Origin of the sequence: Nonomuraea muscovyensis, from assembly GCF_014207745.1 — a bacterium.
Lineage (GTDB): Bacteria > Actinomycetota > Actinomycetes > Streptosporangiales > Streptosporangiaceae > Nonomuraea > Nonomuraea muscovyensis.
In genome coordinates this window covers 2,219,237-2,244,846 of sequence record NZ_JACHJB010000002.1, presented here as the reverse complement: position 1 = coordinate 2,244,846, position 25,610 = coordinate 2,219,237, and the positions used below count along the sequence as shown (strand labels likewise).

Below are 25,610 nucleotides of genomic sequence, written 5' to 3'. Positions count from 1 at the left end.
CTGGGCGAACACCGGTGCGCTTCCTGGGAACTCTCTCAGGTGGCCGCCGGTGGGAGTCTCCGCCGGGGAGCGGGGGAGTTAGGGTGCTGGCATGCCTACCGCACTGATCACCGGCGCGACCGCCGGTCTCGGCGCCGCCTTCGCCCGGCGGCTGGCCGGCGACGGGTTCTCCCTCGTCCTCGTGGCGCGCGACGAGACCCGGCTCGCCGAGGTGGCCGACCAGCTCAAGCTCAGGTACGGCGTGAGCGTCGAGGTGCTCGGCGCCGACCTCGCCACCGAGGACGGCCTCGCCCGGGTCGAGAGCCGCCTGCGTGACGGTGTCGACCTGCTCGTCAACAACGCGGGGTTCGGCCACCCCGGCTCGTTCCCGACGGTGCCGGTCGAGGACGAGGTCCGCATGCTCAAGCTGCACTGCGAGGCCGTGCTGCGGCTCACCCTCGCCGCCCTGCCCGCCATGAGGGAACGCGACCGCGGCGCGGTGATCAACGTCGCCTCCGTCGCCGCGTTCTTCACCCGCGGCACCTACAGCGCCTCCAAGGCGTGGGTGGTCAACTTCAGCGAGTCCGCCGCGGCCGAGATCGGCCACCCCAGGATCAGGATCATGGCGCTGTGCCCCGGCTTCGTGCGCACCGAGTTCCACCAGCGCGCCGGCATGGACGCCGCCACGATCCCGGGGTTCCTGTGGCTCAAGGCCGACGACGTGGTGAACGAGGCCATGCGCGACCTCGCGCTGGGCCGGACGGTGTCGGTGCCCGACCTGCGCTACAAGGCGATCGTGGCGGTGGGCAGGTTCGTGCCGCGCGGCGTGGTCGCCGCCGTCTCGGGCCGCCTCGGTCGCCGCTGACCCCACCGCCGTCCCGCCGCCCTCCGGCCCCGGTGGCGGCGGTCAGCGGTCGCCGGGCAGGGAGCGGTCCAGGATCGCGGTGACGTCGGCCGAGCGTGGCAGGGTGCCGTAGGCGTGGCCCCAGTCGCCGCCCAGCCGGGTGGCGCAGAACGCGTCGGCGACGGCGGGCGGCGCGTGCCGCACCAGCAGCGACCCCTGCAGGGCGAGCGCGATCCGCTCGACCAGCAGCCGGGCCCGTGCCTGGATGCCGTCGGTGTCGGCCAGGTCGTCGCGCAGCCGCGCCACCGCGGCGTCCAGGCGGGCGTCGCCGCCCCGGGCCAGGGCCAGCTCGCCGAACAGCGCGTCGAGGGTGCCGGGCTCCCGGGCCAGGGCGCGCAGCACGTCGAGGGCGTTGACGTTGCCCGACCCCTCCCAGATCGACAGCAGCGGCGCCTCGCGGTAGTGGCGGGGCATCCCCGACTCCTCCACGTAGCCGTTGCCGCCCAGGCACTCCAGCGCCTCGGCGGTGAACGCCGGTCCGCGCTTGGTCACCCAGTACTTGCCGGCCGCGGTCGCGATCCGCCGCAGCGCCCGCTCACCCGGGTCGCCGGCCAGCGCGCGGTCGGTCGCCCCGGCCAGCCGCAGCGTCAGCGCCGTGGCCGCCTCGGACTCCAGCGCCAGGTCGGCCAGCACGTTGCGCATGAGCGGCTGGTCGAGCAGCCGCCCGCCGAACGCCGCCCGGTGCCGGGCGTGGTGCCCGGCCTCCACCAGCGTCTTGCGCATCAGCGTCGCGGTGGCCATCACGCAGTCCAGGCGGGTCAGGTTCACCATGTCGATGATCGTCTTCACGCCCTGGCCCTCGCCGCCGACCAGCCAGGCCACCGTGCCGTCGAACTCGGGCTCGCTGCTGGCATTGGACCGGTTGCCGAGCTTGTCCTTCAGCCGCTGGATCCGGAACACGTTACGGGTGCCGTCGGGCAGGACGCGCGGCAGCAGGAAGCACGACAGGCCGCCGGGCGCCTGCGCCAGGACCAGGAACACGTCGCACATCGGCGCCGAGGTGAACCACTTGTGGCCACGCAGCGTGTACACGCCGTCCTCGCCGGCAGGCGTGGCGAGCGTGGTGTTGGTGCGCACGTCCGAGCCGCCCTGCTTCTCGGTCATGCCCATGCCGGCCAGCAGGCCCCGCTTGCCCGACGGCACCGCCAGGCCCGGGTCGTAGACGCGGCCGGCCAGCAACGGTTCGTACACCGCCGCGAGGTCCGGCTGGTGACGCAGCGCGGGCACGGCCGCGTACGTCATCGCCATCGGGCAGAGGTGACCGGCCTCGGTGTGTCCCCACACCAGCCCGGTCGCCGTCCGGGCCACGTGCGCGCCCGGCCGGCCGTCCGCCCAGACGGCGCCGCCCAGTCCCTCGGCCACGGCGACCCGCATCAGGCTGTGCCAGCTCGGATGGAACTCCACCTCGTCGATCCGCCGGCCGAACCGGTCATGCGTGCGCAGCTCAGGCTCGTGCCGGTTGGCGTCCTCGGCCCAGCGCTGCGCCTCCGGGCCCCCCGCCAGCCGGCCGACGCGCCGCACGTCCGCCTCGGCCCAGCCCGCGCCCTCCCGGCGCAGCCCCTCCAGCAGGGCCGTGTCGTCGGAGGCGTCGTAGGGCGGCAGGGGAGGCGGCTGGTTGGTCACCTCGTGCGTGGCGGCCGAACCGTCCGCCAGTGTTCTCACCATGGGCCGATGTTACGAAGTATGCGCGATCGCAGCAAGTATGTAATACGGGACGGATCGGCGCGTTCTCGGCCGGGCACAATGGCTGCATGCCGACGAAGGGAACCCCGCCCACCGCACCCGGCACCCGGCGCGGGGCCGCGACCGACAGAACGGCCGACAGAACGGCCGACAGAACGGCCGACAGAACGGCCGACAGAACGGCCGACAGAACGGCCGACAGGGCGGCCGACAGGGCGGCCGACGGGGTGGTCGACGGGGTGGTCGATGTGCCGGCCGGCCTGCGGCCGCTGTCGGCGCGGTCGGTCGTGCTGAGCCTGCTGCTGGGCTCGCATCCTGCCGAACTGCCCGTCCACGCGCTCGTCCGGATCGTCGAGCCCTTCGGCATCTCCGGGGCGACGCTGCGGGTCGCGCTCACCCGCATGGTGGCCGCCGGGGATCTGCGCCGCACCGGCGGCGTCTACCGCCTCAGCGATCGGCTCCTGCACCGCCAGCGCCGCCAGGACGCCGCCATCGACCCCGCCGTGCACGCCTGGGACGGCGCCTGGGAGCTCGCCGTCGTCACCGCCACCGGGCGCGGCGCGGCCGAGCGTGCCCAGTTGCGCGCCGACCTGGCCGCCCTGCGGCTCGCCGAACTCCGCGAGGGGGTCTGGACCCGCCCCGCCAACCTCACCCGATCGTGGCCCGGCCACCTGGCGCCACTCGTCCAGCGCTGGACGGGCCGCCCCGAGCCGTCCGCCGCGGAGCCGGCCGGGACCCTGTGGGACCTGGAGGGCTGGGCCGCCGCCGGGCACGCCCTCCTGGCCGCCTACGGGGAGGTGACGGCGCCCGCCGACCGGTTCGCCGTCGTCGCCGCGATGGTCCGGCACCTGCTCACCGACCCGGTGCTGCCCGAGCCGCTGCTACCTCTCGGCTGGCCGGCCGCCGCCCTGCGCGCCACCCATGCCGCCTACCGGCACGAGCTCACCACCCTCGCCCGGACCGCCACCTGACCCACCCCCGAGCCCGACAGCCCCGAGGGTCCGGTGCCCGTGAATGCCTGGTGCCGGTGAATGCCCGGTGCCGGTGAAAGCCGGGTGCCCGTGAGCTGGGTGCCCGTGAGCCGGGTGCCCGTGAAAGCCCCGTGCCGGAAAAGGAAGGGCCCCCGCCGCGGGAGGGGGTCGCGGTGGGGGCCCGGTCGGTCACGAGCGGGCTCGTGACCGACATCCGGTGGGGGCTACTTGACGTTGGCCGGGTGGCCGATCGCCAGACCCGAGGTCGGGTCGAAGAAGTGCAGGTTGTGCGTGTCGAGGACCAGGTCGATGTTCTGGCCGGGACGGGCGTGGCTGCGGGCGTTGACACGGGCGGTCCACAGGGACTTGTCGCCCACGAGCGGCAGCGCGGCCTCCTCGTCGTCGCCCGTGTCGGCGGCGGCGACGGTGTCCTTGTGCTCGACGGGCGGGGCGTCGATGAGGAACAGCACGTTGATCTCGGAGCCCAGCTCCTCGGTGACCTCGGCCTTGACCGGCAGGGTGGCCCAGCCGTCGGCGTGGCTGCCGGCGGAGGCGGCGTCCTCGAAGTCGGAGGGGCGGATGCCCAGGATGATCTTCTTGCCGATGAACTGGTCGAGGCCCGGCTTGTCGGTGAAGGTGGAGTCGGGGATCGGCAGCTTGATGCCGGCGAAGGCGACGGCCGCGCCGCCGTCACGCACCAGCTCGGCGGTGACGAAGTTCATCGACGGCGAGCCCATGAAGCCCGCGACGAACAGGTTGACCGGCTTGTCGAACAGGTTCTGCGGGGTGTCGACCTGCTGCAGCAGACCGTCGCGCAGGACGCAGACCCGGTCGCCGAGGGTCATGGCCTCGACCTGGTCGTGCGTGACGTAGACGGTCGTGACGCCGAGGCGCTCGTGCAGGGTGTTGAGCGAGGCGCGCATGGAGACGCGGAGTTTGGCGTCCAGGTTGGACAGCGGCTCGTCCATGAGGAAGGCCTGCGGCTCACGGACGATGGCGCGGCCCATCGCGACACGCTGGCGCTGGCCACCGGACAGGGCGGCCGGCTTGCGCTTGAGGTAGGTCTCGAGGCCGAGCATCTTGGCGGCCTCGGTCACCCGCTTCTGGATCTCCGGCTTGGGCATCTTGCGGAGCTTGAGACCGAAGGCGAGGTTCTCCTCGACCGTCATGTGCGGGTAGAGCGCGTAGTTCTGGAAGACCATGGCGATGTCGCGGTCCTTCGGCGGCAGGTGGTTGACCACCTTGTCGCCGATGGCGATCTCGCCGCCGCTGATGTCCTCCAGGCCGGCGATCATCCGCAGCGCGGTCGACTTGCCGCAGCCGGAGGGGCCGACCAGCACCATGAACTCGCCATCCTTGATCTCAAGGTTGAGCCCGTTCACGGCCTTCACGCCACCGGCGTAGACCTTGTCGACATTGGTCAGAACGATGGATGCCATGACATTCCTTTGAGGTCCAGGGCGGTGGCCCGGGGTGTTGTGCGGATGCCCGCTCATGTGGATACGTTTTCAAGCATCTCACCCGAAATGGACCATGGGTGTCAAGAGTCTCGACGTGACCAGCTTTTGTGGACCGCCCGGGGTTCCGGTGGTGTGGAAAGCATGATGGAATCGTTTCCATGGAAGCCAGGCGAAGCACCATCAAGGACGTGGCCGAGGCGGCCGGGGTGGGTGTCGCGACCGTGTCGCGGGTGCTGTCCGGCGGCTCGGCCAGCCCGGAGACCAGGGAGCGGGTGCTGGCCGTGGCCGCCCAGCTCGACTACCGGCCGAGCGCGCTCGGCCGCAACCTGCGCCAGCGCCGCACCGGCGGCATCGGGCTGCTCGTGCCCGACCTGACCGACACGTTCTTCGGCCAGGTCGCCGAAGGCGTGCTCGCGTGCGCCCGCGCGGCGGGGGAGCCGGTGGTGCTCGGCTCGACGGGAGACGACCCCGAGCAGGAGGCCGAGCTGGTCGGCATGCTGCTGGAGCAGAGCGTGGACCGGGTGATCGCCGTCCCGTCGGGCGGCGCCGACACCTGGCTGCCGGTCACCAGGGCGGGCGTGACGGTGGTCTTCGCCGACCGGTTGCCCGGCGCGCCGGCCGACGACGACCTGCCCGGCTCCACCGCCGACCTCATGCTGCTCGACGGAATCCCCTCACCCTCGCCCGGCCGCGCCGTCGCGGACGTCCCCGCCGTCCTGGCCGACGACCGCGCGGGCATCCGTACGGCGGTGCGCTACCTGCGCGGCCTCGGCCACCGGCGCATCGCCTTCCTCGGCGGCCCCGGGCACGACCGGCGGGTGGCGGCCTTCCGCGAGGCGGTGGGCTCCCCGGTGGACGAGGAGCTGGTGGTCTTCGCCACCGGCAGCCGCGACTCGGCGTACGCGGCGGCCTCCGGCCTGTTCCAGAGCCGTCCCGACCTGACGGCCGTGCTGGCGGCGGGCAACGTGCTGGGGGAGGCGGCCGTGCTCGCGGCCAGGGAGCTGGACCTGCGGGTGCCGCGCGACGTCTCGCTGGTGATGTACGACGACGTCCCCTGGGCGGAGCTGTGCTCGCCCCCGCTCACCGTGATCGCCCAGCCGGGCCGCGACATCGGCTACCGCGCGGCCGAGCTGGTGCTGCGCGGCACCGGCCGGCGCCCCCGCGGAGTGGTGCTGCCCACGGAGCTGATCGTCCGCGGCAGCTGCGGCCCCCGCCGCTGACGCCGTCACGCCCGCGTGCACAGCTCGACGTCGAGGCCCGCCTCGCAGGCCGGCCGGCGGGTCCGGTCCGGGACTCGCCCGCACCCGCGAGGAGACCCGCCGGGTGCTCAGCGGCGGACCCGGCCGGCCAGCTCGACCACGGCGTTCACGAGTTCGGGCCCGTCGAGGAGTCGGAGGTCGTTGTGGCCGGCGCCCGGCACCTCGACGACCGTCACCGGCCCGCCGGCCGCTCGGGCGACGGCCCGGCTCTGCTCCGGCGGCACGATCGTGTCGGCGGTGCCGTACACGACCACGGTCGGCACCCGGACGGCGGCGATGCGGCCGGTGACCGGGAACCGGTCGCGCAGCAGCGGCCGGACCGGCAGCAACGGGTAGTTGGCCTGGCCCGCCGCGGCCAGGTCGGTGAACGGCGAGCGCAGCACCAGCCCGTCCGGCGGCCGTTCGGTGGCCAGTCGCGTCACCACGCCCCCGCCCAGGCTCTCACCGAAGTAGATCACCGGGACGTCGCCGAGGAACCGGCGCGCCGCGACCACGTCGAGGTGCAGCCCCTCCTCGGTGGGCCGCCCGGGGTTGCCGCCGTAGCCGCGGTAGTCCAGCAGCAGGACCGGCAGCCCGCGCGCGGCCAGGGCGCGGGCCAGCGGGGCGCGGTGCAGCCGGTTGCCCGCGTTCCCGCCCGCGACGAGCACGGTCACCTCGCGCTCGCCCGGCACGAACCAGGCGCCGAGCCGCACCCCGTCGTCGGTGGTGAACGACACGTCGCGGGCCCCGGTGACCACGGTGCCGGCCGGCGGCACGGGCCCCCGGTCCGGCAGGTAGATCAGCGATCGCTGGAACACCCACAGCAGACCGAGGAGCACGACGAGGACGGCGAGCACCACGAGCGCGCCGCGGGCCACCGTCGCGCTCACCGGCGGTCAGAGGAGCTTCTCGACGGCCGAGGTGACGGCCGGGTCAGCCGGGGTGGTGCCGGGGCGGAACCGGGCCACCACGGTGCCGTCGCGGTCGAGCAGGAACTTCTCGAAGTTCCACTGCACGTCGCCCGCCTCCCCGTCGGCGTCGGGCGTCTCGGTGAGCGCGGTGTAGAGGGGGTGCCGGTCGGCGCCGTTGACGTCGGCCTTCTCCAGCAGCGGGAAGTCGACGCCGTACGTGGTCGAGCAGAACTCCTGTATCTCCTCGGCCGAGCCGGGCTCCTGGCCCATGAACTGGTTGCACGGCATGCCGACCACGCTGAAACCGCGCGGTCCGTAGCGCTGGTGGAGTTCGACGAGGCCCGCGTACTGCGGGGTGAGACCGCACTTGGAGGCCACGTTCACGACGAGGACGGCCTGGCCGGGGGCGAGGGCGTCCAGGGTGGTGGGCGTCCCGGCGAGAGTGTGCAGCGGAATGTCACGAAGGCTCATGATCCGACCCTACAGAACGCCCGCGTCGCCGTTTTGTGACAAGGTCCACATTTTTCCGACAAAAGCCCTGAACACGGAGATAGAGCCTTCTTTGCCTTGGATCTATCGTTCCATGGTCAATTCGCCATAAACGCCGTCAGTCGGGCAGGGTGGCGCGATCCCCGAACCCGTCTGAAAGGCGTCCGCATGCCCATGCTCCGCCGTACCGGCGTCCTGCTCCTGTCCGCCACCCTCGTGACGGCAGGCGGGGCGACCGCCGCGCAGGCGCAGAGCTCCCAGGCGACCAGCGTCCGGAACAAGGCCACCAGCACCAAGGCCACCACCAAGACCGCCACCAAGGTCACCGCCAACAAGGCCCTCGCCAAGGCCATGGTGGCCAAGCGCGGCTGGACCAGGTCCCAGTACAGGTGCCTGGTCAAGCTCTGGCACAGGGAGAGCGGCTGGAACCATCGGGCCGCCAACGGCTCCTCCGGCGCCTACGGCATCCCGCAGGCGCTGCCCGGCAGCAAGATGGCCACCAAGGGCCGCGACTGGCGCACCAACCCCCGCACCCAGATCGCCTGGGGCCTCGGCTACATCAAGCAGCGCTACCGCACGCCGTGCGGCGCCTGGGCGCATTTCCGGTCGCGCCACTGGTACTGATCCCCCGCCGGTCAACGCCGCCCCGGGCCGCCTCGGACCGTCCATGCCATGCCCGCGCCCGTGTCCGGCCAAGACCGGGCCATCGCGCCGCCGGGCCGCGCCATGGCGGCCCAGCGAGACGGCCATCGATCGAGAACCGTCCGGTAAACATCTGTCCGCCGCGTGTCACAGTGTGTGACGTGCCGTCACTGTCCGTAATAGAAACCCGCTAGAGGACACGTCGCGGGCCCCTTCGGGCCGCCCAGTTCGATCGGGCGGTCGCTCAGATCCCGAAGCGGGCCGCGCGGACCCTCCTCGTCCGAGCCACGGACGCGGACCGGCAGGGCGTCGGCGGCCAACACCGTCGGCGCACGTCCGCACGCGACCCGACAGTGAGGACGGCTTTGGACAGCAAACGCGTGCTGCGCAGCACACTCGCCACGATGGCGGCGGCCACCGCGCTCGGCGCCACCACGATGGAATCCCGCACAGAGGCCCACGCCGAGGCCCGCACAGAGGCCCGCGCCCAAGCCCACACCGAGGCCCGCGCCCAAGCCCACACCGAGGCCCGCGCCGAGACCCGCGCCGAGGGCGACCAGACGGTCGTTCACGAGAACGTCTGGGAGGCGCCGGTCATCAGGGTCCGCACCTGGCGGACGGCCACCAGGCCGCGGGTCGTCAAGCGGCTCAGGACCGCCGATCCCCAGAGCCGCAACAAGGACATCGCCCTGGACCACGTCGTCCGGCGATCGTGGTCCTACCGGCAGTTCCAGTGTTTGGACAGTCTGTGGACCAGGGAGAGCGGCTGGAACCACCGCGCCTACAACAGCTCCTCCGGCGCCTACGGCATCCCGCAGGCGCTCCCGGGGGGAAAGATGCAAGGGGCGGGCCATGACTGGCGCTCCAACCCGGAGACGCAGATCCGCTGGGGCCTGACCTACATCAAGGGCAGGTACGGCCGGCCGTGCGACGCCTGGGGCCACTTCCAGGCGCACAACTGGTACTGACGCAGCCGTTCAGGGGAAGGAACGGCTGCCCGGACCAGGCAGGAGGGCGCCCGGTGGCTACCGGGGGCCCTCCTCGCGCGCCGGATGCACGGCGATGGCCGAGATCAGCAACTCCACCCCGAACTCGAACTCCGCCTCGTGGTCGCAGTGACCGAGCAGCGGAGCCAGCTCGCTCACGTGCGGGAACAACGTCTCGTCCACCTGCTCGGCGTCGACCGCGCGCTGCTGGGGCGGCGCGAACGTGGGCGTCACCCCGACCTCGCGCAGCAGCGAGCCCACGATGAAGGCGATGAACATCCGCAGCATCCGCACCGCGTCGACGCCGTCGAACCCGGCGCTGCGCAGCGTGGCCAGCGCCCGCTCGACAGGCAGCAGCCCGGCGCTGGAGTGGAGCGTGCGGCTGACCACGAGCATGGTCGAGCGGGGGTAGTGGTGCGCGATCTGCCGGAAGGCGCGCGCCTGCATCCGCACCCGGTCGCTCCAGTGCGCGTCCGGGTCGTCGGTGAACTCGATCCCGCTCATCACGGCCTCGGCGACCCCGCTCAGCAGCGCGTCCTTGTTGGGCACGTGGTTGTAGAGGGACATCACTCCGACGCCCAGCTCCGCCGCGATGCGCCGCATGGACACCGCGTCGGCGCCCTCACGCTCGATCAGGTCGATCGCCGCCGCGACGATGCGCGCCCTGGACAGGGGCTCCGTGGTCATAGCTCATTCTATTGACGCACGTACACCGTACGTGCCAGCCTCGAAGGTGTACGTACGGTGTACGTCCCCCCTGCGGAGGTCCGATGTCGACGCACGATCTCTACACCATCCCCACCGAGCTCTCCACCTGGAACGTGGAGATGGCCGGTTCGAGCAGGTTCACCTGGGAGTACGACGACGGCCGGGACCGCATGCTCGCCCTGTACCAGAAGGGCAAGGACAAGCAGTGGGACTCGGCCAAGCGCATCGACTGGGACCTCGAGGTCGACCCGTACAACGTGCTCGGCATCCCCGACCAGACCATCGCCATCCACGGCACCCCGCTGTGGGAGCGGATGGACGACCGGCAGCGCCGGGAGGTGCGCCGGCACGGCGCCGCCTGGCAGTTCTCGCAGTTCCTGCACGGGGAACAGGGGGCCATGATCTGCTCGGCCAAGATCGTGGAGACGGTCCCCGACCTGGACTCCAAGTTCTACGCCGCCACCCAGACCATGGACGAGGCCCGCCACGCCGAGACCTACGCCCGCTTCCTGCAGGAGAAGGTGGGCCTCGCCTACCCGATCAACGAGCACCTGAAGGCGTTGCTGGAGAGCACGCTGACCGACTCGCGCTGGGACATGCCCTACCTCGGCATGCAGGTGCTCATCGAGGGGCTGGCGCTGGCGGCGTTCGGCGTGATGCGCGACATCACCACCAAGCCGCTGCCCAAGCAGATCCTCGCCTACGTCATGCAGGACGAGGCCCGCCACGTCGCCTTCGGGCGGATGGCGCTGCGCGACTACTACCGCGACCTGTCGGACAGCGAGCTGCGCGAGCGCGAGGACTTCGTCATCGAGGGCTGCTACCTCATGCGCGACCGGCTGCGCGGCCGGGAGACGTGGGAGAACATGGGCCTGTCCAAGGCCGAGATCCACGAGGCCATGGAGGCCACCGAGCACTCGGAGTACCTGCGGCTGTTCCGGTCGCTGCTGTTCAGTCGCATCGTGCCGTGCGTGAAGGACATCGGGCTCTGGAGCCCCCGCCTGCAGCAGGCGTACGCGGACATGGGCGTGCTGGAGATGGCCGGCCAGTCCCTGGAGACGCTGATGCGGCAGGACGAGGAGATCGCCGAGAAGCTGGACGCGGCCCGCTTCGCGGAGGAGGAGACCGAACGGCACGCGGAGGTGGCCGAGACGATCGCCCTCGGCGAGTCGTCCCAGCCGTAGCCGTCCGGCTGAGTTCTCACGAGGCGACGCGCTCGCGTCGGCGGCGACCTGCTCGCCGGAGCAGGAGGGCGCCGGTCACGAGGACGGCCATGACGATGCCGGTGATGATCACGATGACGTCGCTCGCCCCCGTGTCCATCTCGGCCTTGACCGCTTGCGCGGTCCCCGCGGCGGCGGGGAAGGTGATGGTCGCTTCGGCGGCGCCCTTCGTCAGGCCGCTCGCGAGTTGGATCCGGGCGAGCCACGGACCGTCCGGAAGCCGTGTGTCCAGGACGGCGGTGACGGATCCCACGTCGCCGGGAGCGAGTGTCGTGCCCGTCTGTACCTTGAACGGGCCCGCCCTCAGGCTGCCCGGTCCGTTCGACAGCCTCAGGTCACCGCTGAGGTCCAGGGCCCGGCCCCCGGTGTTGTGCACCTGGGCGAGCACGGCCTGCTGACCGGCGGGCGTGCGCTGGGCCGCCAGCGAGTCGATGGTGAACGCCGGACCCGGGGGGTTGCCGCGGCCGACCGACAGGTAGACGCGGATTCCGACGCGATGGACCAGGGCGACGCCGCCACCTGGCGGCGCCGGGTCGGTCGCCTCGGCCCAGATCACCGCGTAGCGCTCTCCTGGTGCGGCGTCGTCCGGCACCCTGATGGTGATCGTGGCCGTCGAACGGGCGTGCGGGGCCAGGCTCACCTCGCGCCGGTTCGCGGTGGTCCAGGTGGAGAGCTCATTGGGGGTGCGGCCGGGGGCGAACCGGAATCTCCGGTCGCGAACCTCGGCGGCGGCCGCATAGAGCGACAGACGCCTGGGCGAGCCGGTCGTGTTGGACACCTCCACGCGCCGCCGGATGACGGAACCGGGCGCCAGGTGGTCGATGATGTAGCGCCAGGCCCGCGAGTCGGCCCGTGCTTCGACGGGCGCCTCGGTGAGGCGGATCCCGATGCCCTCGTCGAGGGAGGCTGCCAGCGCGGACCTTTCGAGCATGCTGGTGGCCGGGGCCAGAACCCCGGCCACCAGCAGGAACGCGACGATGATGGAAGGGCGCACGAACGTCGGCGAGTCCGCTACGCGACCGAATGGGTGACGGTGCCGGTGTAGGTGCCCGCGACGGCCGTGGCCGGAAGCGTCAGGGTGACGGTCGGGTTCCAGGTGGCGGAGTTGTTGCCCGTGAGCGCGGTGCCGGTGAACGCGGTGCGCGGCACGTTGATGATGCCGCCGGCGCCGGGTGCGAAGGTGCCCGTGCCGGTCGTGCTGGTGGCGTCTCCGGGCGCATAGGTGAGGTTGATGTTGCCGATGGTCTCGGAAGGTGTGGCGCCGCCGGTGGTGAAGTCGGTGCCGATCACCGTGGCGGTCCAGGCGCCGTCCAGGGTGCCGCGCTCGTCGGTCACCGTGACGGGACCGATCGGCCCCGAGACGCTGGCGGCGCCGGTCGCCACCGAGCCGAGGTTCACCGATGCCGGCGCGCTGATCGCCAGTTCGCCGGCGGTGATCGTGAAGGTGACGGAGGAGTCCACGGCCGAGGCCGGCGACGCTGTCGCGGCGGCGAGACCGAGGCCGGCTACCGTCGCGAGCACAAGAAGTGGTCTGCGCATCTGTCGATCCAATGTTCAGGCGGATGGGTGAGGGCAACGCCACACTCCACCGCTGACCGTTGATCAAGCGCGCGCCACCACTCTCAGTAGTTGATCTTAGCGATGAGTGACGATACCGCCGATCGGTGACACGCCGTTCCTGCCCACCGGCACCTGACCACCGCGCTCAGCCGGTGGCGTCCGGTGTTGCGGACCGGGCCCTCCTGACCCGCGCGACCAGCTCCTCCACCTGGGAGTTCAGCCGTGCCCCGCGTGACCATCCGGCGTAGTGGGTGAGGAAGACGACGACCTCCCGCAGCTCGCCCTCGCCGAGCTGGCCGGTGCGCAGCGCCGCGTCGAGCTGCACCTCCACCTGGTCGTCGAGTCCCTGCCCGACGAGCAGCCCGAGCAGCAGGAGGCGGCGTTCGCGGGTCGAGAGCACGTCACGCGACCACACGTCGGCGAACTGGCGCTCGGCCGTCATCCCGAAGGGATCGACGGTCTCCATCGCGGGCTCTGTCATGGTGCGCTCCTGATCGGAGGGATCCTCATCCGTTTCCTACTTCCTGAGAGGAACCAATGACAGGTTGCATGAACGTTGGATGCCACCGGCCGGTTCCGGGCGTCGCTCCTCCTCGCCATGATCATTGCGCCGCGTACCACCGGTGAAACCAGTGCGTGGCGGCGATTTGGTCAAGATTGCGTACGTCGCCATGTGCCTCATTCGACGGTAAACCGGGCATATCTGCCAGTGTCGGTGCGTCGGGGGACAGCCGGACTACACCTACGTACGCGACAGGGAAGGCGCCACTTACCTCACGGCGTCCTGCTCGCGCCGCGCTCGCGAACCACCGCCTGCCGTACGGCGGGGGCGACCTCCTCGGCGAACACGCGCAGGTCCCGCTCGGCGTCCACGCCCGGGGCGAGCACGAAGCCGCCCATGCCCACGGTGAGGACCAGCTCGGCGAGCTGCTCCGCCCAGAGGCGGGGCGGCCCGTCGAGGAACCCGGCGCCGGCCCGTGGCGAGAAGTCGCCGCTGATGTTGTAGACCTTGCGGATCTCGGCGGGATCGCGCCCGGCGTCCTCGGCGGCGGCGTCCAGCACCTTCGCCTGCCGGGCGACCGCCTCCGGCGGGCTGTAGAACGACGACGGCAGCCAGCCGTCGCCCATCCGCCCGGTCAGCTCCAGCATCCTGGGCTTGATCGCGCCGATCCACACGCCGATCCGGTGCGGCGGGAACGGCCCGGGCGCCGCGCCGGCGAGCCGGTAGTGCGTGCCCTCGAACACCACCGGGTCGCCCGGCGTCCACAGCCGACGCAGCACCGTGATGGCCTCGGCCAGCGCCTCGACCGCCTCCGGCGGCGACAGCCGGCGACCGCCCATGGCGGCGATCGCGTCCCAGAACGCTCCCGCGCCCAGGCCGAGCTCCACCCGGCCGCCGCTGAGGATGTCGAGCGACGCGGCCGCCCTGGCGAGCATCGCGGGCGGGCGCAACGGAAGGTTCGCCACGTCGGGCACCAGCCGGATCCGCTCGGTCCGCTGCGCGGCGGCCGACAGCAGCGTCCAGGTGTCGAGGAACGCCGGCTGGTAGGGATGGTCCTGGACGCCCAGCAGGTCCAGTCCGAGCCGGTCGGCCAGCGTCACATGACGCAGCAGCCGCTCGTGACCCGTCGCCTCCGGCGCCAGGAACGCGCCGAACCACACGTCGTCCATCGAGAACCCCCTGCTCCGATGCCCCCTGCCCGAATGATCGCACGGCCTGGTGAACCGCCCCGGTCCGGACCCCGTCGTAGGGGTGTGCGCCGACTCGTACCCGTCCTCGCCCTCGCCGCGACCCTGACCGGCTGCGGCCTCGCCGAGCCGCGCTCCTGCACCCTGATCGGCACGCCGGTCGGCGTGGGGGTGACCGTGGAGCCGCCGTTGGCCGCCCGGGTGGCGTCGGCGGCGGTGGAGGTCTGCTGGGACGGCGCCTGCCACCGCCCCCGGCTGGAGCTCCATCCGGAGACGCGCCCCGGTGCGCAGACCTGCGCGGGCGAGCACTGCTCGGTCACCGTGGAGCCGACCGGCGGCAGGGCCGGGTTCGCCGAGGTCGCCGGGCTGCCGAAACGCCCTGTCCGGGTACGGGTGACCCTGCGCGACTCCCGGGGGGAGCGACTGGCCGACACCACGATCGAGGTCACCCCCGAGGGGCGCTTCCCCAACGGGCCCGACTGCGGTGAGGGCGGGCCGAACGCCGCGGTCGTGGTCGACCGTCAGGGAACCGCCCGGTTACGCGATTAACACGACGTTCACATTCGGGCAAAAAGCGGGAAACGGGCATCCGTAAGACTCGGCGCGGCTGAGAGAAACCCGAAAGGACCGGTCGTGACCTACAAGGCTGAGTACATCTGGATCGACGGCACCGAGCCCACCGCTCTGCTGCGCTCGAAGACGAAGGTCCTTGCCGATGGCGTCGAGCCGCCGGTGTGGGGATTCGACGGGTCCAGCACCAACCAGGCCGAGGGCCACTCCTCCGACCGCGTGCTGCGCCCGGTGTTCATCTGCCCGGACCCGCTCCGCGGTGGCGACAACGTCCTGGTGCTGTGTGAGGTCGAGGAGATCGACGGCACCCCGCACGCCAGCAACACCCGCGCCCTGCTGCGCCCCATCGCGGAGCAGTTCGCCGACCAGGAGTCGTGGTTCGGCATCGAGCAGGAGTACACCTTCTTCAAGGGCAGCCGCCCGCTCGGCTTCCCCGAGGGCGGCTTCCCCGCCCCCCAGGGCCACTACTACTGCGGCGTCGGCGCCGAGGCCGTCTTCGGCCGTGAGATCGTCGAGGCGCACCTCGACCGCTGCATCGCCGCCGGCCTGGCGATCTCCGGCATCAACGCCGAGGTCATGCCCGGCCAGTGGGAGTTCCAGATCGGCCCGGCCGGCCCCCTGGAGGTGTCCGACCACATGTGGGTCGCCCGCTACCTCCTCTACCGGACCGCCGAGGAGTTCGGCGTCGAGGCCACCCTCGACCCCAAGCCCGCCCGCGGCGACTGGAACGGCGCCGGCGCGCACACCAACTTCTCCACCAAGGCCATGCGCGAGAGCTACGAGGCGATCATCACCGCCTGCGAGGCGCTCGGCGAGGGTGACAAGCCCATGGAGCACGTCACCCAGTACGGCGCCGACATCGAGCTGCGCCTGACCGGCCACCACGAGACCGCCCCGTGGAACAAGTACACCTACGGCGTCTCCCACCGTGGCGCCTCGGTGCGCATCCCGTGGCAGGTCGAGGTGGACAAGAAGGGCTACATCGAGGACCGTCGCCCGAACGCCAACGTCGACCCGTACGTGGTCACCCGCCTGCTGGTGAACACCTGCTGCGCCGCCCTGGAGAAGGCCGGCCAGGTCTGAGACCGGCATCTGCCGTCAGCAGAGGGAACGCGGGCACCCCCGATCGGGGCCCGCGTTCCCTCTTATCCCTGGGAACCTGTCACTCACTGCGGACTGTCGCACCACGACTGCATTCCGTAGTCGAGGACGCCGTCATCCTCGCACGGCCCGAGCCCGCCGTGGCCGGCCGTGCGGTCCGGAGGAGCGGCCGCGCGGCCGGCGGAGTGGCTTTCTTGCACCCGGGGTGGAAAAGACCCGGCCGCCGAGCCGCCTCTAGAGGCGGAAGCCCAGGTCGGGAGTGATGTCGGCGACGTCCATCTGCGCCTTCTGCAGGCGGCCCGAGTGGTCCCAGTTCATCGCCTGCCAGCGGGTGAACTGCTCCAGCACCCACATGCCGGACTGGCGGCTGCCGTTGCCCGACTTGCCGTTGCCGCCGAACGGCAGGTGCGCCTCCGCCCCCGAGGTGGAGTTGTTGACGCTGACCATCCCGGCCGAGACGCCCTCGCGGAAGCGGAAGGCGTTCGCGGCGTCGGTCGTGTAGATCGAGCTGGACAGGCCGTAGCCCGGCAGGTTGGCCAGCTCCAGCGCCTCGTCGAGGGTCCGGAACGTCGTCACGCCCACGATGGGCCCGAACGTCTCCTCCAGGAACACCTGGTCCGACGGGCGCACGCCGTCGACGACTACCGGGTGGTAGTAGAGGCCGCCCTCGCCGGTGAAGCCGCCGCGCGGGTTGTCCGCGGTGATCCTGCCGGTCGGGCCGGACACCACCTCGTGGTGGGGCTGGATCCAGGTCAGGTACTCCTCGTAGCGGTCGGCGAACTTCTGGTCGAGCAGCGGCCCCGCCAGCACGTCGCCGGCCGGCTCGCCGATCGCGGCCTCGCGCACGGCGCGCGCGAACCGCTCGACGAACTCGCCGTGCACGCTCTCGTGCACGATGACCGTGCCCAGGCTGGTGCAGCGCTGCCCGGCCGTGCCGAACCCGGAGAACAGCGCGCCCTCGACCGCCAGCTCCAGGTCGGCGTCCGGCATGATCACCATCGGGTTCTTGCCGCCCAGCTCCAGGCAGGCCGACTGCAGGTGCCGCCCGGTCAGCTCGCCGACCTTCCGGCCCACCTCGCTCGACCCGGTGAAGCCGACCTTCTGGACGGTGCCCTCCTCCAGCGCGCGCTCCAGCCCCCGGAACGTCTCGGCGCCGTCGGCGAACACCACGTTCAGCACCCCGTCAGGCAGGCCCGCCGCGGCGAAGAGCCGGTAGAGGGCGTGCCCGGAGGCGGCGGCGTACTCGGCCGGCTTCCACACCACGGCGTTGCCGCACAGCAGCGCCGGCACCAGGTACCAGGACGGCACGGCCACCGGGAAGTTGCCCGCGGTGATCACCGCCGCCACGCCGATCGGGTTGCGGAAGGTGAACAGGTTCTTGTCCGGCATCTCCGACGGCACCGTCTGCCCGTACAGCCGGCGCCCCTCGCCGAGGAAGAAGTCGCACGTGTCGACGATCTCCCGCACCTCGCCCAGCGCCTCGGCGTACGGCTTGCCGATCTCCTCGGTCACCAGCCGCGCCAGGCTCTCGGCGTTGGCCTCCACCAGCCGCCCGATGGACGCGATCACCCGGCCGCGGACCGGCGGCGGCACCTTGGCCCACTCCCGCTGCGCCTCCTTCGCCGTCCGGCAGGCGGCCGCGAAGGTGTCGGCGTCGGCCAGCCCGACGGCGGCGACGACCTCGCCGGTGCGGGCGGGGTTGGTGGACTGGTAGGTGCTCGTGCTGGTGGCGTCCTTGCCACCCACAACGGAGACGATCTGACGGGTCACCAGGGTCCTCCTCGTAGTTCCTCCGCCAAGACAATCACCTCGCCGCAAGAATCCCAACCCGCCCCCCGGCACCCCGGCGACATGCGCCATCTGAACTACTTCAGATAATTTCGATTCATGGCGACGAAGAGCTATCCGTACAGTGCTTTCCTCCGCGGGCCCGGTCAGGTGCTCCCCTCGTTGGACAACGCCGACGTCATCCTCGAAAGGCGTGACGACGAGAACCTGATCCTGATGCGTGCGGAACGCTTCGAGGCCGGGGTCGCCGGGCTGCGCATCGCGGCGCGGGCACTGGCCATCGTGGCCCGCCGCAACAGCGAGCTCGCCGAGGAGGTCCTGGCCGAGGAACTCCCCTGGGTGGCCTGGTTGCCGGAGACCGAGCGGGCAGGTTGCGTGCGCGAGCTTCTCGGTCATCTGATGGCGGGAGCGGACACGGGGGAGCTGCTGCCCTTCGCGCGGGCCCTCGCCTCCTGGCGTTCCACCGCCATCGTCTGGAGTGATCCCCACCTCGCCCGCGACCTCCAGGGGCCGTTCGCCGGTGACGGGCCGGACGTTCCGCGCCCGGGCGGGCGGTCGTGATGGCCGGTCGGGGCGACGACGTTCCCCGGCCGCGTCCGTGGCGGGTGCGCTTCGCGGCGGGCCGGCTCGGCGAGCGCCCCCGGAGGTCGGCGGGGTTCACCGACCGGCGCTCAGCGGTCGATCCGGTTGATGGTGTACATCTGCGGGGTGGCGCTGAGCTGGGCGCGCAGTTGCTGGCCGCTGCCCACGTTGGAGGCGGGTTTGTGGTCGCTGATCACTACCGGCCGTTCGCCCTGCCACCATTCGTAGTGGTCGCCACCGCCCAGGAACTTCCACCGCTGGCTGGAGGAGCCTACAGCGCAGACGTAGCCGTCGCTGGAGTCCAGCCAGTAGCCGGCGTAGGGGGCGTCGGCGATTTGCAGTCGGCAGCTCCAGCCGTCGTCCTCTTCCGTGCCGTCCACCGCGCGGAAGCGCGCGTTGTTGTTGGCATTGACGGTGCCCCAGCACAGCCATTTGGTGTCCACCAGATGCGAGCTGCTGTTGATGGTGGGTGTGCGGTACTCGAAGATCAGCCGGCTCTGGGCGTGTGGCTCCGTGCCCCTGTAGATGGAGAACCGTCCGCTTGGAATTCCCATAGATCCCTCTCCGGTTGCTTGACGTAGTGGCGCATGTTCAGCGAGTAGCTACCCGGGGCCGGGGTGGGCCGCACCCGGGCCAGTGGGGCAGAATTCAACGTTTCCGCAGGTGACCGGCGGTGAAGATCGCCCGCTCCACTCCTAGGTGTTCGGTCCGGACAGTCAGGTGCGCAGGCGTTCGAGTTCGTCGGCGCGGCGGTGGTCCTTCGGCCGGCCGATGGCCCGCCGCATGCGGATGAGGTCGTCGAGTGCGACGTAGCGGACCGTGAAGCCGGAAGGGTCGTCCGCACGCACGGCCCGGGTCAGGCACGCGGTGACATCGAGGCCGCCCCAGGACAGGGCGGGCGTGCACAGGTCTCCGCTCGCACCGGCCACCCGATAGGCCACCTGGGCGAGGTCGAGGTCGGGCGGCTCGGCGCACCCTGCGATGCCGAGGGCGTCGCGCAGGCAGCGGGCCTGCGCGGGTGTGCCGTCCCACAGGAGGTCGAGGTCGCCGGTCAGTTCGGTGGAGCCGTGCATGATGCCGGCGACCTGACCGATGACGACGGCATGGGAGCCTGCCTTGTGCAGGGCCTGGAGGAAGGGGAACGGGTCGAAGCCGAGTGCCCCGTCCGTGGCGAAGGTGCCCACGAGGTCGTCGGCGTCCTGCGGGCGCCGTCCCGTGGCGGCACGCTCGCGAGTGGCGTCCTCGGTCCGGGAGACGGCCTGACGAAGTCGTGTGACAGCAGTCTGGGTCATGTGCCCATCCAACACGGCCTGTCGTCGACAGAGCCGATCGAGTACATGCAGTCGACGGGGCCCGGCCGGGCTCGCCGACGCCCAGCTTGCCGGCGGTGACGGCGGCGGGCCCGCGGGGGAGACCTGGCCGATGAGATCGGTTCGTCCCGGAACTAGGTAAGCGCACGTTCTGACACCGTTCGCAACTATGATCACCCTTGTCGCCCTATCGAGGAAGGATCTCCGTGGCCGAGACGCCAGACGAGTGGAAGAGCGCGATCGACAGCAGTCGGCCCAGCATCGCGCGGGCATATGACGTCGTCCTCAACGGCAAGGACAACTTCGAGGTCGACCGCGCCTTCGTCGCCGAGATCGTGAAGGTCGTGCCGGAGATCTACGACGTGGCCACCTACAACCGCGAGATCCTGGGCCGCGGCGTGCGCTTCCTCGTGGAGCAGGGCGTCACGCAGTTCATCGACCTCGGCTCCGGGCTGCCGACCGTGGAGAACACCCACCAGGTCGCCCAGCGGGCCAACCCCGAGAGCAGGGTCGTCTACGTGGACAACGACCCCATGGTGCTCGCGCACGGCAGGGCGCTGCTCGCGGAGAACGACCGGACCGCGGTCGTCACCTCCGACCTGCGCGACCCGCAGGCGATCCTGGGCGACGCGGCCGTCAAGCGGCTCATCGACTTCGACCGGCCGGTCGCGGTGATGCTGGTGGGCGTGCTGCACCACCTGCACGACGACGAGAACCCGCGCGGCATCGTCGAGGCCTACATGGACGTCGTCCCGCCCGGCAGCTACCTGTTCGTCACCCACTTCTGCGCGTCGAGCCAGGACTCGCGCGACGCGGAGAAGAAGTTCCTGGCCCTGCTCGGCACCGGGCGCTTTCGCACCGAGGCGGAGATCACGGCCTTCTTCGACGGGTTCGAGCTGCTGGAGCCGGGCGTCGTGCCGCTGCCGCTGTGGCGGCCGGACGGCCCCGTGGCCGAGGAGCTGACGGTGGGACAGCGGCTCATGTACGGCGGCATCGCGCGCAAGAACTGACCCGTCACAGGCGGGCGCCGACGAAGGCCGGCGGGGTCTCGACGTCGGCCCTGGGCGGCGCGTCCGGCTCGTAGCCGTGCCGGACGCGGGCCGTCACGATCGCGTCGTGGGTGCGGACGGGATCCCGGCGGACGGCGCGGAGTCCGCGAACCCCGTCGGGGAGCTCATGATGGTCGTCCTCCGGGGAGACATATTCCCTGATGGGCCGACATTTTATGTCTCATCATCGTCGTGAGTGATCTACGAGCCGGGCGCCAGGCATCGAATGAGAGCGGGAACCCCCTGCTCATGGTCAGCTTCCTGGACACGGGTTCGGCGCCGCCCGAACACTGGTTACTGCCGGAACGCACCCGACCACTGGCAGAGAGGGGACACCCATGCCCCGCAGATCGCGCCCCGTGCTCGTCGGCTCACTCCTGCTCGCGGTACTCCTCACAGGCTCGGCCGAGGTCGCGCGGGCCTCGGCCACCACGGCGGGGCGGGCCCCGGACGTGACAGCGCGTCCGACGCCCCTCGGCATACCGTGCACCAGCATCCCGTTCGAGCGGCTGCGGATCAACTGCGTCGCCAAGGAGGCACGGGACAGGCGGATGCTCCGCCACATCCGCGGGGAGGACCAGCGCCGGGACCGCCGCGAGAGGGACCGCCACCGGCGCGACCGCAACGACGACTGACCACCGCAGCCATGATCGCGGACATCCTCACGACGACGCCCGGCGCCGACCTCGTCGCGGCGCGCATGCAGATGGCGCTGTCGCTCGGCTGGCACATCGTGCTCGCCTGCTTCGGCGTGGGGATGCCCGCCATCACCCTGCTCGCCGAGTGGCGCGGCCACCGTACCGGTGACAACCACTACCGGCTGCTGGCACGGCGGTGGGCGCGGGCCATGGGCGTGCTGTTCGCGGTGGGAGCGGTGTCGGGCACCATCCTGTCGTTCGAGACGCCTGCGTGGCGGTGCGGGTCACCGCGGCGCTGGCCGTCACGGGGCTGTTGTGGGGCTGGGGCGTCGGCCAGTACCCCGAGCTGCTGCCCGGGGTGACGCTCGCCGACGCCGCGGCGACCGACGCCGTGCTCGCGGCCAGCCTCGGCTCGCTGGCGGTGGGCGCGCTGCTGCTGGTGCCGTCGCTGTGGTGGCTGTACGCGACCTTCCAGCGCGACCACGCCAAGGGCTAGACGCAACTCCTTACGGCATAAGCTATTGTGGAGCCATCAACTCTTTACGCCTTAAGGAGATCTCGTGCCCGAAGCCATACTGCACGACGGAGCCCGTCTGGAGTTCGAGGTGCAGGGCAGCGGCCCCGCCGTCCTCCTGCCCGTCAACCCGACGCCGATCCAGGGCGAGCAGGCCGACAGGATGCTCGCGTGGGGAGCCGACCCCGCCCTCGGCCGCACCCTCATCGACGGGCTGAGCGACGCCTTCCGGGTGGTCGCCTTCGACTACGAGGGTCACGTCGAGGCCACCCCCAAGGCCGCCACCCTCACCCCGGCCAACGTGGCCGCCGACCTGCTGGCCGTGGCCGACGCGGCCGGGGCGGACCGCTTCGCGTACTACGGGTACTCCTGGCTGGCGCTCAGCGGCCTGCAACTCGCGATCCGCACCGACCGGCTGTCGGGCCTGGTCATGGGCGGCTTCCCGCCCCTCGGCGGGCCGTACGCGGAGATGCTCGCCGTCACGAACGCCGCCCACGCGATGGCCCTCGACCCGGCCCCGCAGAGTTCGCAGGAGACCTATGACTGGGCCGCGGCCGCGGAGGAGCGCGACTGGTCGAGCGTGGAGGTGAGCCGCACGCCCGAGCAGACCGGGCAGTACGTCACCCTCTACGAGGGGCTGCGCGGCTTCGACGACCGGGCCGCGCAGGACGCGGTCGGCTGCCCGCGGCTGTGCTTCGCGGGCTCGGCCGACGTCATCGAGTACGGCGAGCAGTGGGGCGGGGTGCGCGTGGACATCGCCGGCCCGTTCCTGCGCCGCCGCGCCGAGCTGGAGTCCTTCGGCTGGGACGTGCGGGTGCTGGACGGCCTCGACCACATGGGCGCGATGCGGGCCGCGACCGTCCTGCCCGTCCTGCGGCCCTGGCTGGAGGACCGCCTGCTCGGTCAGAGGTAGTAGCCGGCCACGGCCGCCCGCGCCTCGTCGTACAGGTGGGGCCCGTCGAGCCGGACCCCCGGGCCCGTGGCGGGCGGCTTGAGCGGAGTGAGCTGCTCGTTCGACAGTGCGAAGACGACGCGGCCGAGGAAGGAGCGTTCGATCGCGCCCGCGCACATGCCGCACGGCTGGCAGCTCGTGTACATCGTGGTCGCCGCCGCCGCGTCCGGAGCCAGCTCACGGGCAGCCCACCGGGCGAGCTTCAGCTCCGGATGGGCGGTGATGTCGTCGTCGGCGATCGTCGTGTTGCGGTCCTCGGCGAGCACGGCGCCGTCCGCTCCCACCAGGAGCGAGCCGAACGGCGGATTGCCGGCCGCCCGTGCTTCGGTGGCCAGTTCGATCGCGCGGCGCAGGAAGCGCTCGTCCTCGGGTGTCATGACGTCTCCAGGGATAGATGGGCGGCCACGGCGGCGAGCGCCTGCCAGGCGGCCTCCGGACGCAGGGTCTCGCGCGGGTCGCCGACGAACGGGTCGAGCACGACGGTTCCGGCGCCGAGCAGGGCGAGCTGTTCGAGGTCGGCGGCGATCTGCTCGATCGTGCCCTCTCCGGCGAGCCGGTCGGACCCGGTGACCGGCGAGGACGTGACCCGCAGCACGATGCGCGGGGCGAAGCCCGGCGCGGGGCGGCCCTCCTCCGCCGCGACGGCCTTCATCCGGCCGGCGGCCTCGCGCAGCCACGGCAGGGTGTTGCGCAGCGGGTGCCAGGCGTCGCCCAGCCGCACCGCACGGCGCAGACCGGCGTCGCTGTTGCCGCCGACCCAGAGCGGGATCGTCCCCGCGCGGTAGTCGCCGGTGTCCTCCCAGGCGGCGCGCAGGGTCGTCAGCAGCTCGTCGGTCAGCGCCCCGCGCCGCTCGAACGCCACCCCGAGCGCCGCGAACTCCTGCCGCGCCCACCCGACGCCCACGCCCAGCACCAGCCGCCCGCCGCTGAGGTCGTTGAGGTTGGCCGCCATCCTGGCGACGAGCAGCGGATGCCGGTACGGCGCGATGAGCACGGTGGTGCCGAGCCGGATCCGGTCGGTGACGCCGGCCAGCCACGACAGGGTGGTGAAGGGCTCGTAGAACGGCGCCGGATACTGCTCGGCGACGTCGGGTGTCACCGCGACGTGGTCGGAGACCATGAGCAGGCCGAAGCCGAGGCCCTCCACGGTCTGCGCCCACCGGCGCAGCATGGCGGGGTCGGTGCCGGGACCGAAGTTGGGAACGTTGACGCCTATCTGCACTGGTTCAGGCTATCCAGGCGCTTCTCCGGACGGGAAGAGTATTTCCCTGGCAGAACCAGGGATCCGCCGGGGAATCCACGGTAAAATGGCCGAATGGCCGAGAGTCTCGACGTGACCGACTGGGCGATCCTCCACGAGCTGCAGCGCGACGGCCGCCTCCCGTTCGCCGAGCTGGGGCGGCGGGTCAGTCTCAGCCCCTCGGCCACCACGGAGCGGGTCAGGCGGCTGGAGGCGCTCGGCGTCATCACCGGCTACCGGGCCGAGGTGGACCTGGCCAAGGTCGGGCTGGCGGTGCTCGCCGTGGTGCGCCTGAAGTATCCGGGCAACCGGCACGAGCCGCTGCACCGGCTGCTGGGCGAGCGGCCGGAGATCCTGGAGTGCCTGCGCACCACCGGCGACGACTGCTACACGCTCAAGGTGGGGGCCACCTCGATGCCCCACCTGGAGCAGGTGATCGACGCGCTGGCCGCCTTCGGCAGCACCACGACCAGCGTCGTCTACAGCCAGCCCCTCCCTTACCGCGGACCGGCCGCCCCCTCCTGAACCACCCCCTCCTGGCCCGCTGCCTCCGCGGCGAAGAGCTCGGCGTGGCGGGCCGCCCACGCGGCGAACGTGCCCGGCTCGCGGCCGGTGATCTCCCGTACCGTGGGGACGACCGTGAACGCGGCGGCGGGCGGGCTCCCGTGCCAGGAGGCCAGGATCTCGATCAACTCCTCGTCGTGCCCCGCCGCCCGCCAGCGTTCGCGGGCCTGCTCCTCCGACAGCTCCACGAAGCCGAGCTCCCGGCCGGTCACCTCGGCGATCGTGGCGAGCCGCTGCCTCGGCGTGAGCGCCTGCGGCCCCGTCACCGAGTACGACCTGCCGCCGTGCCCGCCCCGCACCAGTACGGCCGCCGCCACGGCCCCCACGTCGGCCTCGTCCACCACCGCGGTGGGCACGTCGGCGAACGGCTCGCGCACGACCCCCTCCGACCGGACGGACTCGGCCCAGGTGAGGGTGTTGCTCATGAAGTCGACCGCCTCCAGCCTGGTCCACTCCAGGCCGCTGCCCTCGAAGGCCCGCTCCACGGGACCGACGTGGCCGTTCCACAGCAGCGTGACCCGCCGCACCCCGGCCCGGCGCGCCAGCTCCGCCAGCTCCGGGCCGGTCCGGAGGGTCGCGTAGTCGTCGCCCCCGGCGGTCAGCAGGTGCAGGCCGACGACGCCCTCCAGGGCGGGCGCCAGGCCGTCCGGATCGTTGAGGTCGCCCGCCACCACCTCCACCTGCTCGGGCAGGTCCGCCCTGCCGGGGTCACGGGTCAGCGCCCGGACCCGCACCCCCGCCCGCAGCAGATGGTCCACCACCGCGCGACCGGCCTTCCCGGTCGCCCCTGTCACCAGATATGTCATGACGACGACGCTAGGAGCCTCCAGCCCCGCCCCGCCTCGGTCCCGCGGTGCGG

At 71.9% G+C, this 25,610-nt stretch carries 30 protein-coding genes; 15 read left to right on the top strand and 15 right to left on the bottom strand.

All coding sequences use genetic code 11. The features are described 5' to 3' along the window. Window positions 1-91: 91 nt before the first annotated feature. On the top strand, window positions 92-844 hold the full coding sequence (locus FHU36_RS27210) for an SDR family NAD(P)-dependent oxidoreductase (RefSeq protein ID WP_185086641.1): 753 nt from the start codon (window positions 92-94) through the stop codon (window positions 842-844). A gap of 42 nt (window positions 845-886) precedes the next feature. Here the strand turns inward: FHU36_RS27210 and FHU36_RS27205 are convergent, their stop codons facing one another. After that, window positions 887-2,548, bottom strand: coding sequence for an acyl-CoA dehydrogenase family protein (locus FHU36_RS27205; RefSeq protein WP_185086640.1), 1,662 nt, complete (start codon window positions 2,546-2,548; stop codon window positions 887-889). 86 nt (window positions 2,549-2,634) lie between these two features. Between FHU36_RS27205 and FHU36_RS27195 the strand changes: the two genes are divergently transcribed. After that, window positions 2,635-3,537 (top strand): PaaX family transcriptional regulator C-terminal domain-containing protein, encoded by a 903-nt coding sequence (locus FHU36_RS27195; RefSeq protein ID WP_246502584.1) that lies wholly within the window; start codon window positions 2,635-2,637, stop codon window positions 3,535-3,537. 224 nt (window positions 3,538-3,761) lie between these two features. Here FHU36_RS27195 and FHU36_RS27190 read toward each other — a convergent pair whose 3' ends face one another. Continuing rightward, complete coding sequence (locus FHU36_RS27190; protein ID WP_185086637.1) at window positions 3,762-4,976, bottom strand: ABC transporter ATP-binding protein; 1,215 nt, start codon at window positions 4,974-4,976, stop codon at window positions 3,762-3,764. Window positions 4,977-5,155: 179 nt separating this feature from the next. On the opposite strand from FHU36_RS27190, the gene FHU36_RS27185 reads away from it, so the two are divergent. Continuing rightward, the gene (locus FHU36_RS27185) at window positions 5,156-6,217 is read left to right on the top strand and encodes a LacI family DNA-binding transcriptional regulator (RefSeq protein ID WP_185086636.1); all 1,062 of its coding nucleotides are present in this window, start codon (window positions 5,156-5,158) and stop codon (window positions 6,215-6,217) included. A gap of 107 nt (window positions 6,218-6,324) precedes the next feature. Here FHU36_RS27185 and FHU36_RS27180 read toward each other — a convergent pair whose 3' ends face one another. Further along, window positions 6,325-7,125: an alpha/beta hydrolase gene (locus FHU36_RS27180; protein ID WP_312891856.1), complete on the bottom strand. Its 801-nt coding sequence runs from the start codon at window positions 7,123-7,125 to the stop codon at window positions 6,325-6,327. 6 nt (window positions 7,126-7,131) lie between these two features. Further along, window positions 7,132-7,617, bottom strand: coding sequence for a glutathione peroxidase (locus tag FHU36_RS27175; protein WP_185086635.1), 486 nt, complete (start codon window positions 7,615-7,617; stop codon window positions 7,132-7,134). A gap of 186 nt (window positions 7,618-7,803) precedes the next feature. On the opposite strand from FHU36_RS27175, the gene FHU36_RS27170 reads away from it, so the two are divergent. Continuing rightward, entirely contained in the window at window positions 7,804-8,259 is a 456-nt protein-coding gene (locus FHU36_RS27170; RefSeq protein ID WP_246502583.1) for an aggregation-promoting factor C-terminal-like domain-containing protein, read from the top strand. 383 nt (window positions 8,260-8,642) lie between these two features. Further along, window positions 8,643-9,245, top strand: coding sequence for an aggregation-promoting factor C-terminal-like domain-containing protein (locus tag FHU36_RS46535; RefSeq protein ID WP_312891855.1), 603 nt, complete (start codon window positions 8,643-8,645; stop codon window positions 9,243-9,245). 57 nt (window positions 9,246-9,302) lie between these two features. On the opposite strand, the gene FHU36_RS27160 is transcribed toward FHU36_RS46535, so the two are convergent. After that, on the bottom strand, window positions 9,303-9,950 hold the full coding sequence (locus FHU36_RS27160; RefSeq protein ID WP_185086634.1) for a TetR/AcrR family transcriptional regulator: 648 nt from the start codon (window positions 9,948-9,950) through the stop codon (window positions 9,303-9,305). Between the two features lie 83 nt (window positions 9,951-10,033). Between FHU36_RS27160 and FHU36_RS27155 the strand changes: the two genes are divergently transcribed. Next, the gene (locus FHU36_RS27155) at window positions 10,034-11,155 is read left to right on the top strand and encodes a ferritin-like domain-containing protein (protein ID WP_185086633.1); all 1,122 of its coding nucleotides are present in this window, start codon (window positions 10,034-10,036) and stop codon (window positions 11,153-11,155) included. Between the two features lie 16 nt (window positions 11,156-11,171). Here the strand turns inward: FHU36_RS27155 and FHU36_RS27150 are convergent, their stop codons facing one another. The 4 genes from FHU36_RS27150 to FHU36_RS27135 all read right to left on the bottom strand — a co-directional run bounded on the left by FHU36_RS27150 (window position 11,172) and on the right by FHU36_RS27135 (window position 14,425). Beyond that, the gene (locus FHU36_RS27150; RefSeq protein WP_185086632.1) at window positions 11,172-12,188 is read right to left on the bottom strand and encodes a COG1361 family protein; all 1,017 of its coding nucleotides are present in this window, start codon (window positions 12,186-12,188) and stop codon (window positions 11,172-11,174) included. Window positions 12,189-12,205: 17 nt separating this feature from the next. Continuing rightward, a complete protein-coding gene (locus FHU36_RS27145; RefSeq protein ID WP_185086631.1) occupies window positions 12,206-12,733 on the bottom strand; it encodes a hypothetical protein in 528 nt (175 codons plus the stop codon). A gap of 166 nt (window positions 12,734-12,899) precedes the next feature. Continuing rightward, on the bottom strand, window positions 12,900-13,235 hold the full coding sequence (locus FHU36_RS27140) for a carboxymuconolactone decarboxylase family protein (RefSeq protein ID WP_185086630.1): 336 nt from the start codon (window positions 13,233-13,235) through the stop codon (window positions 12,900-12,902). 293 nt (window positions 13,236-13,528) lie between these two features. Next, the gene (locus FHU36_RS27135; protein WP_185086629.1) at window positions 13,529-14,425 is read right to left on the bottom strand and encodes an LLM class flavin-dependent oxidoreductase; all 897 of its coding nucleotides are present in this window, start codon (window positions 14,423-14,425) and stop codon (window positions 13,529-13,531) included. An 84-nt stretch (window positions 14,426-14,509) separates the two neighbouring features. Between FHU36_RS27135 and FHU36_RS27130 the strand changes: the two genes are divergently transcribed. Next, window positions 14,510-14,992, top strand: a complete 483-nt coding sequence (locus FHU36_RS27130; protein ID WP_185086628.1) for a hypothetical protein — start codon at window positions 14,510-14,512, stop codon at window positions 14,990-14,992. Window positions 14,993-15,076: 84 nt separating this feature from the next. Beyond that, a complete protein-coding gene (gene glnII / locus FHU36_RS27125) occupies window positions 15,077-16,096 on the top strand; it encodes a glutamine synthetase (RefSeq protein WP_185086627.1) in 1,020 nt (339 codons plus the stop codon). 252 nt (window positions 16,097-16,348) lie between these two features. Here the strand turns inward: glnII and FHU36_RS27120 are convergent, their stop codons facing one another. After that, the gene (locus FHU36_RS27120; RefSeq protein ID WP_312891854.1) at window positions 16,349-17,884 is read right to left on the bottom strand and encodes an aldehyde dehydrogenase family protein; all 1,536 of its coding nucleotides are present in this window, start codon (window positions 17,882-17,884) and stop codon (window positions 16,349-16,351) included. Between the two features lie 117 nt (window positions 17,885-18,001). Here FHU36_RS27120 and FHU36_RS27115 point away from each other — a divergent pair, with 117 nt between their 5' ends. Then, window positions 18,002-18,463, top strand: a complete 462-nt coding sequence (locus FHU36_RS27115) for a hypothetical protein (RefSeq protein WP_185086625.1) — start codon at window positions 18,002-18,004, stop codon at window positions 18,461-18,463. Window positions 18,464-18,573: 110 nt separating this feature from the next. Here the strand turns inward: FHU36_RS27115 and FHU36_RS27110 are convergent, their stop codons facing one another. Next, entirely contained in the window at window positions 18,574-19,038 is a 465-nt protein-coding gene (locus FHU36_RS27110) for a hypothetical protein (protein ID WP_185086624.1), read from the bottom strand. Window positions 19,039-19,200: 162 nt separating this feature from the next. Next, on the bottom strand, window positions 19,201-19,776 hold the full coding sequence (locus FHU36_RS27105) for a hypothetical protein (protein WP_185086623.1): 576 nt from the start codon (window positions 19,774-19,776) through the stop codon (window positions 19,201-19,203). Window positions 19,777-20,000: 224 nt separating this feature from the next. Here FHU36_RS27105 and FHU36_RS27100 point away from each other — a divergent pair, with 224 nt between their 5' ends. The 5 genes from FHU36_RS27100 (at window position 20,001) to FHU36_RS27080 (ending at window position 22,908) form a co-directional block, all read left to right on the top strand. After that, window positions 20,001-20,804, top strand: coding sequence for an SAM-dependent methyltransferase (locus FHU36_RS27100; protein ID WP_185086622.1), 804 nt, complete (start codon window positions 20,001-20,003; stop codon window positions 20,802-20,804). 377 nt (window positions 20,805-21,181) lie between these two features. Beyond that, a complete protein-coding gene (locus FHU36_RS27095; RefSeq protein ID WP_185086621.1) occupies window positions 21,182-21,478 on the top strand; it encodes a hypothetical protein in 297 nt (98 codons plus the stop codon). Between the two features lie 11 nt (window positions 21,479-21,489). Then, a complete protein-coding gene (locus FHU36_RS27090; protein WP_246502582.1) occupies window positions 21,490-21,843 on the top strand; it encodes a cytochrome ubiquinol oxidase subunit I in 354 nt (117 codons plus the stop codon). Next, window positions 21,840-21,977 (top strand): hypothetical protein, encoded by a 138-nt coding sequence (locus tag FHU36_RS27085; RefSeq protein ID WP_185086620.1) that lies wholly within the window; start codon window positions 21,840-21,842, stop codon window positions 21,975-21,977. Before FHU36_RS27090 ends, FHU36_RS27085 begins: the two co-directional genes overlap by 4 nt. A 64-nt stretch (window positions 21,978-22,041) precedes the next feature. Continuing rightward, window positions 22,042-22,908, top strand: a complete 867-nt coding sequence (locus tag FHU36_RS27080) for an alpha/beta fold hydrolase (protein WP_185086619.1) — start codon at window positions 22,042-22,044, stop codon at window positions 22,906-22,908. Here FHU36_RS27080 and FHU36_RS27075 read toward each other — a convergent pair. Together FHU36_RS27075 and FHU36_RS27070 are read right to left on the bottom strand one after the other, a co-directional pair. Beyond that, window positions 22,899-23,324, bottom strand: coding sequence for a nucleoside deaminase (locus tag FHU36_RS27075; RefSeq protein ID WP_185086618.1), 426 nt, complete (start codon window positions 23,322-23,324; stop codon window positions 22,899-22,901). The two genes, FHU36_RS27080 and FHU36_RS27075, sit on opposite strands and share 10 nt — an antisense overlap. Beyond that, window positions 23,321-24,169, bottom strand: coding sequence for an LLM class flavin-dependent oxidoreductase (locus FHU36_RS27070; RefSeq protein WP_185086617.1), 849 nt, complete (start codon window positions 24,167-24,169; stop codon window positions 23,321-23,323). Before FHU36_RS27070 ends, FHU36_RS27075 begins: the two co-directional genes overlap by 4 nt. Window positions 24,170-24,262: 93 nt before the next feature. Between FHU36_RS27070 and FHU36_RS27065 the strand changes: the two genes are divergently transcribed. Beyond that, window positions 24,263-24,712, top strand: coding sequence for an Lrp/AsnC family transcriptional regulator (locus FHU36_RS27065; RefSeq protein WP_185086616.1), 450 nt, complete (start codon window positions 24,263-24,265; stop codon window positions 24,710-24,712). On the opposite strand, the gene FHU36_RS27060 is transcribed toward FHU36_RS27065, so the two are convergent. After that, entirely contained in the window at window positions 24,685-25,557 is an 873-nt protein-coding gene (locus FHU36_RS27060; RefSeq protein WP_185086615.1) for an NmrA family NAD(P)-binding protein, read from the bottom strand. The genes FHU36_RS27065 and FHU36_RS27060 overlap by 28 nt on opposite strands. Window positions 25,558-25,610 lie beyond the last annotated feature (53 nt).

Excerpts from the sequence above, each read along its gene's own strand:
- FHU36_RS27210 (WP_185086641.1), top strand. The coding sequence starts at position 92 with ATGCCTACCGCACTGATCACCGGCGCGACCGCCGGTCTCGGCGCCGCC.
- FHU36_RS27205 (WP_185086640.1), bottom strand. The coding sequence starts at position 2,548 with ATGGTGAGAACACTGGCGGACGGTTCGGCCGCCACGCACGAGGTGACC.
- FHU36_RS27195 (WP_246502584.1), top strand. The coding sequence starts at position 2,635 with ATGCCGACGAAGGGAACCCCGCCCACCGCACCCGGCACCCGGCGCGGG.
- FHU36_RS27190 (WP_185086637.1), bottom strand. The coding sequence starts at position 4,976 with ATGGCATCCATCGTTCTGACCAATGTCGACAAGGTCTACGCCGGTGGC.
- FHU36_RS27185 (WP_185086636.1), top strand. The coding sequence starts at position 5,156 with ATGGAAGCCAGGCGAAGCACCATCAAGGACGTGGCCGAGGCGGCCGGG.
- FHU36_RS27175 (WP_185086635.1), bottom strand. The coding sequence starts at position 7,617 with ATGAGCCTTCGTGACATTCCGCTGCACACTCTCGCCGGGACGCCCACC.
- FHU36_RS27170 (WP_246502583.1), top strand. The coding sequence starts at position 7,804 with ATGCCCATGCTCCGCCGTACCGGCGTCCTGCTCCTGTCCGCCACCCTC.
- FHU36_RS27160 (WP_185086634.1), bottom strand. The coding sequence starts at position 9,950 with ATGACCACGGAGCCCCTGTCCAGGGCGCGCATCGTCGCGGCGGCGATC.
- FHU36_RS27155 (WP_185086633.1), top strand. The coding sequence starts at position 10,034 with ATGTCGACGCACGATCTCTACACCATCCCCACCGAGCTCTCCACCTGG.
- FHU36_RS27145 (WP_185086631.1), bottom strand. The coding sequence starts at position 12,733 with ATGCGCAGACCACTTCTTGTGCTCGCGACGGTAGCCGGCCTCGGTCTC.
- FHU36_RS27140 (WP_185086630.1), bottom strand. The coding sequence starts at position 13,235 with ATGACAGAGCCCGCGATGGAGACCGTCGATCCCTTCGGGATGACGGCC.
- FHU36_RS27135 (WP_185086629.1), bottom strand. The coding sequence starts at position 14,425 with ATGGACGACGTGTGGTTCGGCGCGTTCCTGGCGCCGGAGGCGACGGGT.
- FHU36_RS27115 (WP_185086625.1), top strand. The coding sequence starts at position 18,002 with ATGGCGACGAAGAGCTATCCGTACAGTGCTTTCCTCCGCGGGCCCGGT.
- FHU36_RS27110 (WP_185086624.1), bottom strand. The coding sequence starts at position 19,038 with ATGGGAATTCCAAGCGGACGGTTCTCCATCTACAGGGGCACGGAGCCA.
- FHU36_RS27105 (WP_185086623.1), bottom strand. The coding sequence starts at position 19,776 with ATGACCCAGACTGCTGTCACACGACTTCGTCAGGCCGTCTCCCGGACC.
- FHU36_RS27095 (WP_185086621.1), top strand. The coding sequence starts at position 21,182 with ATGCCCCGCAGATCGCGCCCCGTGCTCGTCGGCTCACTCCTGCTCGCG.
- FHU36_RS27090 (WP_246502582.1), top strand. The coding sequence starts at position 21,490 with ATGATCGCGGACATCCTCACGACGACGCCCGGCGCCGACCTCGTCGCG.
- FHU36_RS27075 (WP_185086618.1), bottom strand. The coding sequence starts at position 23,324 with ATGACACCCGAGGACGAGCGCTTCCTGCGCCGCGCGATCGAACTGGCC.
- FHU36_RS27065 (WP_185086616.1), top strand. The coding sequence starts at position 24,263 with ATGGCCGAGAGTCTCGACGTGACCGACTGGGCGATCCTCCACGAGCTG.
- FHU36_RS27060 (WP_185086615.1), bottom strand. The coding sequence starts at position 25,557 with ATGACATATCTGGTGACAGGGGCGACCGGGAAGGCCGGTCGCGCGGTG.